Source organism: Nocardia sp. NPDC059764, from assembly GCF_042732555.1.
Taxonomy (GTDB): Bacteria; Actinomycetota; Actinomycetes; order Mycobacteriales; family Mycobacteriaceae; genus Nocardia.
Genome location: NZ_JBHWHH010000279.1, coordinates 1 through 6,196 on the forward strand (window position 1 = coordinate 1; position 6,196 = coordinate 6,196).

General features: G+C 65.2%; 5 protein-coding genes and 3 pseudogenes. 2 read left to right on the forward strand and 6 right to left on the reverse strand.

Features of this window, described 5'->3' with window-relative positions; all coding sequences use genetic code 11:
• Positions 1-5: 5 nt before the first annotated feature.
• A pseudogene (locus tag ACFV4K_RS34225) lies at positions 6-1,055 on the forward strand (IS256 family transposase); the annotation flags it as partial.
• Here the strand turns inward: ACFV4K_RS34225 and ACFV4K_RS34230 are convergent.
• Positions 1,054-1,954, reverse strand: a pseudogene (locus tag ACFV4K_RS34230) (IS5 family transposase). The pseudogenes ACFV4K_RS34225 and ACFV4K_RS34230 overlap by 2 nt on opposite strands.
• A gap of 60 nt (positions 1,955-2,014) precedes the next feature.
• Between ACFV4K_RS34230 and ACFV4K_RS34235 the strand changes: the two are divergent.
• Positions 2,015-2,230 (forward strand): annotated as a pseudogene (locus ACFV4K_RS34235) (transposase); the annotation flags it as partial.
• A gap of 42 nt (positions 2,231-2,272) precedes the next feature.
• Here the strand turns inward: ACFV4K_RS34235 and ACFV4K_RS34240 are convergent.
• The 5 genes from ACFV4K_RS34240 to ACFV4K_RS34260 form a co-directional block, all read right to left on the reverse strand.
• On the reverse strand, positions 2,273-3,364 hold the full coding sequence (locus ACFV4K_RS34240; protein WP_379280443.1) for a hypothetical protein: 1,092 nt from the start codon (positions 3,362-3,364) through the stop codon (positions 2,273-2,275).
• A gap of 16 nt (positions 3,365-3,380) precedes the next feature.
• Positions 3,381-4,862, reverse strand: a complete 1,482-nt coding sequence (locus ACFV4K_RS34245) for a hypothetical protein (protein ID WP_379280444.1) — start codon at positions 4,860-4,862, stop codon at positions 3,381-3,383.
• Complete coding sequence (locus tag ACFV4K_RS34250; RefSeq protein ID WP_379280446.1) at positions 4,859-5,146, reverse strand: WXG100 family type VII secretion target; 288 nt, start codon at positions 5,144-5,146, stop codon at positions 4,859-4,861. The genes ACFV4K_RS34245 and ACFV4K_RS34250 overlap by 4 nt, the downstream gene beginning before the upstream one ends.
• Positions 5,146-5,475 carry a WXG100 family type VII secretion target gene (locus ACFV4K_RS34255; RefSeq protein ID WP_379280447.1) on the reverse strand — a complete coding sequence of 110 codons (330 nt, stop codon included), beginning with the start codon at positions 5,473-5,475 and terminating at the stop codon, positions 5,146-5,148. The genes ACFV4K_RS34250 and ACFV4K_RS34255 overlap by 1 nt, the downstream gene beginning before the upstream one ends.
• A gap of 68 nt (positions 5,476-5,543) precedes the next feature.
• Positions 5,544-6,029, reverse strand: a complete 486-nt coding sequence (locus ACFV4K_RS34260) for an SUKH-3 domain-containing protein (protein WP_379280449.1) — start codon at positions 6,027-6,029, stop codon at positions 5,544-5,546.
• Positions 6,030-6,196: the final 167 nt, after the last annotated feature.

A 6,196-nucleotide genomic window follows, 5' to 3' on the forward strand; every position in this document is an offset into this window, starting at 1 on the left:
GACTGATGTCGGAGACACTGGCCGCCGTGGCGAAAGATGCGGTGGACACCAAGAAACTGGCTCAGCAGCTGCTCGCCCAAGCCAAGGAACAAGGCATCGACCTGGTCGGGCCGGGCGGGCTGCTTAACCAGCTGACCAAGACCGTGCTCGAAACCGCTCTGGAAGCGGAGATGACCGAGCATGTCGGCTATGAGAAACACGACCCGTCCGGTCGTGGAACTCCCAACTCCCGCAACGGAACCCGAACGAAAACCGTGATCACCGAGATCGGTCCGGTCGGCATCGACGTGCCGCGCGACACCAATTCCTCGTTCGAACCCAAGATCGTCGAAAAGCGGCAGCGGCGCCTGTCCGGGGTCGACGAGATCGTGTTGTCGCTGACCGCGAAAGGCCTGACCACGGGCGAGGTTTCGGCGCATTTCGCCGAGATCTATGGGTCTTCGGTGTCGAAGGACACGATCTCGACGATCACCGAGAAGGTGGTCGCGGAGATGACCGATTGGTGCAACCGGCCCCTCGACGCCGTCTATCCGGTCTTGTTCATCGATGCCGTCCACGTGAAGATCCGCGATGGTCAGGTGGCCAATCGCCCCATCTATGTGGTCATCGGTGTCACCACGGCCGGGGAACGCGACATTCTGGGGTTGTGGGCCGGCGACGGCGGTGAGGGAGCCAAATTCTGGCTGCAGGTGTTGACCGAGCTGAAGAATCGTGGCGTGGCCGATGTCTGCATCGCGGTCTGCGACGGTCTCAAAGGACTGCCCGAGGCGATCAACACCGTCTGGGCGCAGACAATCGTGCAGACCTGCGTTATCCACTTGCTGCGCAACAGTTTCCGTTACGCGGGCCGTCAGCATTGGGCCGAGATGAGCCGCGATCTCAAACCCGTCTACACCGCTGCGACCGAGGCCGCGGCGCGCGAACGGTTCGGCGAGTTCGCCGCGAAATGGGGCGGGCGCTACCCCGCGATCGTCAAACTCTGGGACAACGCCTGGCCCGAGTTCGTGCCGTTCCTCGACTACGACGTCGAGATCCGGCGAATCATCTGCTCCACTAGGTTCTGTCTCCCAATGATTTGAGCCATTCGACGATGAGGGCCAGGACGAATCCGGCGCGGTAGGTCATCGCGAGTTTGTCGTAGCGCGTGGCAACTGCCCGCCAGTGCTTGGCCCGGTTGAAGGCACGTTCGATGACGTTACGTCGTTTGTAGACCTCGGCGTCGAAACGTGGTGCCCGGCCGCCGGTGCGGCCTTTGCGTTTGCGGTTGGCGACCTGATCGGAGCGTTCGGGAATCACGGTCTGGATCCGTTTGCGACGCAACAAGCTCCTGTTCGATGCTGCCGAGTAGGCGCGGTCAGCGATCACGATTTCGGGGTTGCGCCGTGGCGGTCCGCCTTCCAACCGTGGCACGACCACCGCTTCCAGTAGTGGTGGCAGCAGCGGCGAGTCGTTGGTTTGCCCGGGTGTGAGCAGCACCGCCAGGCCGCGACCGGCGCCGTCGGTGGCGAGGTGGATCTTGGTGGTCAGCCCGCCGCGGGAGCGTCCGATCGCGTGGTCGGCGGGTTCATAGCCCGGTCACCGAGTCGGTGGCGGCGCCGGCGGCGTGCTGATGCGCCCGCACGATCGTGGAGTCGACCGAGACGACCCAGTTCAGGTTGCCGGTGGTGTCGGCCAAGGCGAGTAGTGCGGTCAGGACGCGGTCCCAGGTGCCGTCGGCGGCGTAGCGGCGGTGGCGTTTCCACACCGTTTGCCATGGCCCGAAGTGTTCGGGCAGGTCCCGCCACGGCACGCTGGTCCGCAGCCGATACAGCATGCCTTCAACGATCAGGCGGTTGTTGGCGAAGTTACGGCCCACGTGGCCTTCCGATTTCGGCAGCAGTAGCTCAAGCAGTTCCCACTGCTTGTCGGTCAGAACCTGGTATCGATCACCGATCACGGTCGCCACGGCGGCCATGATGCACGATCGGCCCCGAACTTGGGGCCGATCGATTCACCCTATTAGGAGACAGGACCTAACGCGATCGAGTCCCTGAACGCCCGCTATCGGCGCGCGATCCGCGCCCGCGGGCACTTCCCGTCCGAGCAGGCCGCCCTCAAATGCCTGTATCTGGTGACCCGTTCCCTGGACCCGACCGGGAAGGGTCGGGCACGATGGGCGATGCGGTGGAAACCAGCATTGAACGCCTTCGCCATCACCTTCGAAGGCCGGATCCACCCGACCGGGAACTAACCCACACCGAGGTCGGATCCGCCGTTAATCCGACAGTCCCGGCTAGTCCGGCGGCATATGGAACTCGACTTGGTTATCGGAGATGTCGATGCCATGCCCGCGGAGGTTGTCGAGGAGTTGGTGGGTGAAGCGGCGGGGTGGGCGGTAGTGGGTGCTGTGGTCGGAGATGAGGTTGAGGTGGCCGGAGGTGGCGGAGAGTTCTCCGGCGGCGGCTACTGGGGCGCCAGACAAGAAGCTGGAGTGGTGGAATTGGCCGAGGATGTGGTGGGGGGAAGAGTAGAGGGCGCCATGGGGGTCCATGACGAAGATGGCTCGGCCGCCCCGGGGGGTCCAGAGGGTTCGGGACGTGGTGGTGTCGAAGGGGGCACCTTGGGCGTCGTAGAGGAGGCCGTTGGTGATGGTGAGCTTGTATGGGGCGCGTTCGGCGGGGGTGAGGTAGCGGACGTGGGTGCCGTTCCAGCGTGTATTTCCTGGGAGGTGCTCGCCTATGAACTCGGGGCGGAGTGGGGTTGTTTCGTAGAGCACGGGAGCTGAGGGGGTCGACAGGACGGTCACTTTGGAGGGGTCGAGGGATGAGGACGACAGGATCTCCCGGACTATCGCGGCGGCGTTGGGGTTGTTCTCACGCGCTACCAGGGCGGTCGCGCTTCGGTCGCGCCAGCCGGGCCAGATGAAGCCCACTTCGGTGCTGGACTTCAGGCGGAGGAGCAGTACCTCGCGGTTGTAGCCGGCGGGCTTTCGGAACATCTTTCCGACGATGGGCTGGATGTCGATCCAGGACAGGTCGATTCGGGCAATGGGGTCGAGGTGGACGAACTCTGACCACCTTTCGAGCGGGATCTCGCGGTAAGCGCGGTCGGGCCAGGGGCGCATGGAGTCGAGGTCGGCGACTATGCGGGTGAGGAAATGGCGTTTTTCTGCTTCGGTGAATGGGGCGTGAACGACTGGGTCGAGGGCCGTGTTGGAGTCGAGGGCCGTGGTGAGGGCTTGGCGTTCTTCCTCGACCGTCAGGTCCCAGAGGGGTTGGTGGACAAGCCATTCTGCGGTGCGACGGGCCTCCGTGTCGCCGAGGGCACTGGCGAACTGCGTGCGGTACAGGACGGCGGTGACAACTGCCCGCCATTTCTCGGTCATGTCGAATCCTCTCTTGCTACTTCGGGGCTCGCAGGTCGATCTGGGTGGGATCTATTCGGAGGCCTTCACTGCGAAGTTGGTCGATAACCTGGTTCGAGAATGTTTGGGCGGGGCGGTAGTGGCCACTGGCGTCGGTGATGAAGCGAAGTTCGCCGTTGACCACTTCGAACTCGCCTGCACCGGCAACCGGGGCGCCGGAAAGGAAGCTGGAGTGGTGGAATTCGCCGGGGGCATGGTACTTCGAGGCGTAGAGGGCACCGTTCTCGTCCATGACGAAGATCGCTCTTCCGCCGTTGAAGTGGGTAGCTGAGGTGGTGGTGTCGAACAGGGCGCCGGTGGCGTCGTAGAGCTTGCCATCGTGGATGGAGAGTTGGAAGCTCTGGCGTTCTTCGGGGGTGAGGTAGCGAACGGATTGTCCTGGCCAGATCGAGTTTCCGGGGAGGTTTTCGCCCTTGTAGTGGGGGTTCATCGGGGTGGTCCTGAGTTTGGGAACAGAGCCTGTTCGGCGGCCGAAGACTGCCAGTCTCGCTGCGGCCTCCTGGACCCACTTGGCGACCTTTGCCGTGAGGGCTCGGACTCGGTCGGCCATGACGCCGACGACCCGCGCGGATTCCCTTGCCTTGGTGGCCAAGCCGGCGATGATCGATGCGATGCGGGCTGCTTTGACGGCTACTCGGGCGGCCCAGGCGGTGTTGCCGATGTACTCGGACAGGCCCGCGGTCACCGGAGCCAATAACGCCAAGCCGATTTCTACCGCGGCGGTTTCGAGGCCCAGGTCTTTCAGCTCTTCGAGGATTTGGTGGTGGGCCTCGTCGAGGTGGTGGGCGTAGTCGCCGCAGGCCGTTCCGATCTCGGTGCTGATGGCGGCGAGGTCGGTCAGGTCTGATTGGCGGGAGCGGGCCGCCTCGATCGCGGCGGGGATTTCCTCGGACTGCTGATTGGCGAGGAGGTCGATGGCCTTCGGGATCGTGTCGGCCAGGGTGTGGAAGTTGGTGGCCGTGGTGGACCAGGCGGACTGGGCGGCAAGGAGTTCGGACTGGTGGCCGTTGGGCCACATCGCGCCTACGGCGGCCTTGATGATCGACCAGCCGAAGGGTTCGGGGATGCCGTCGCCGGCCGCGGAGGGAGCCTCGTCGGGGAGGCAGGATGGCGGGGTCAGGGCGGGTGGTGGAGGGGGTTCCACGTCGTTGTGGTCGGCTGCGGACTCCCCTGCCTGGTGGTTGTAGGCACCGACCACGATCAGGTCTCGGACTTGTGCCGCGGCGGCGGCCAGTTGGGCGGAGGCTTGCAGGGCCGAGTTCGCGGCTTGGTCGTACGCGGCGGACCATTCTTGGCCGATGGTGTCGCTGCCGGCCATGCCGGCGTTCGCGCGGAGGACGGTGAGCAGGCCGGAGTGGGTTTCGATCGCGTCGGACTCGAGGGTGCCGAAAACCTCTCCGGCGGAGCTGTATTCGCCTGAGCGGCAGACGATCAGCGGGACCGTGGGAGGCGGGCTCATGGCCACATGGACGCGTTGGTGGATCCCACCGTTTCGTAGGCGGTGTGGGCTGCGGAGAGCTTCTCGCGCAGGGCTCGCAGGGCCTCGCGCATGAGGGCGGCCGCGGCTACACGGTCATCGTGGGCGGCGCGGTGGGCGGTGGCGGCTTCGCCGGACCAGTCCACGTGGAGCTCGGCTACGCACTTCTCGATCGCGGCTATACGCGCCTCGATCGAGGACTCCAGTTTGGCCGTGCCGTCGATGAGTTGTTGCAGACCACCCAGGTCGACCCGATAGTCCGCCACTAGACCACCTCGGGCAGGTCGAGGCCCGAGCCGGCTTGCGCGACCGCCTCCGCTCGGTGGTGGTCAATCCGGGTGTGTTCCGTGGCCACCTGGCGGAGGAGGGACGCGTCGGTGGCGAAGGAGGTGAGAATCCGGTAGGCGCCGGATTCCCAATCGGTCCACGGGGTCTCGTGTGAGGCCGCGGCGTCACCTTGCCAGTCGCCGCCCAGGAACGAGCGGACCAGCCGCATGTGTGCGGTCAGGTCGTCCACGAGGTCCTGGGCCGCGCGGTCCAGCCAATCCGCGGCCGCTCGCATCGCGGCCGGGTCGATCTTCAGTATCCCCACCATCCGCACGAAGGTAGTGACGGAAGGGCTTGGTGGAAGGTGAGATTCGAACTTCGCGCACTTGGGTGTGGCTAGCCCGCGTGCATCCACTCGGAGGTGAAGCGGGGGCGCGGGCGGTGGTAGGAGAGGATCGAGGTGGGGGTGGTGTGGCGGCGGATGATGACCTCGAGGGCCTGGGGGAAGGTGGGGGCTATGAGGTCGAGGGAGAGGACGCCGTCGGAGACGATGCGGCCGTCGTCGAGCATCAGGAGGAAGGTGGTGCCGGCGGTGTTGGCGGCTAGGGGGGTCATGCGGTGGCCCAGGGCGCGTTCGAAATCGGCGTAGCGATCGTACATGCCGTTGGCCACGTCGATGGGGTCGAAGAATAGGGGGTCCGCGGACCACAGGGCGCCGGGGAGATCCGGGGGCTGGAGGGTCAGTTTGCCGAAGCCTTGGAGGATGCTCGCAGCGGGGCGGGAGACGTGGAAGCCCTCGGCTTCCAGCTGGTCGGTCCAGTCGGTGATGTCGATACGACGGGAAGGGGTCCAGCCCGCTGCGGTGAGGGCTCGGAACGTCACTGGATTCGGCCAAAAGTAGCGCATAGTGGATATTCGGCGCTGGAAGTTCTTGGGCACGTATCGATTTGATCGAGATACGCCAAAGGCCCCCAGCTGATTGCTGGGGGCCTTCGCGAAGGATGTTCCGGCGGTGTCCTACTCTCCCACACCCTGTCGAGTGCAGTACC

Bases quoted from the DNA above. Each gene is read 5' to 3' on its own strand.
- ACFV4K_RS34245 (WP_379280444.1), bottom strand. From the start codon at position 4,862: ATGAGCCCGCCTCCCACGGTCCCGCTGATCGTCTGCCGCTCAGGCGAA.
- ACFV4K_RS34240 (WP_379280443.1), bottom strand. From the start codon at position 3,364: ATGACCGAGAAATGGCGGGCAGTTGTCACCGCCGTCCTGTACCGCACG.
- ACFV4K_RS34255 (WP_379280447.1), bottom strand. From the start codon at position 5,475: ATGGTGGGGATACTGAAGATCGACCCGGCCGCGATGCGAGCGGCCGCG.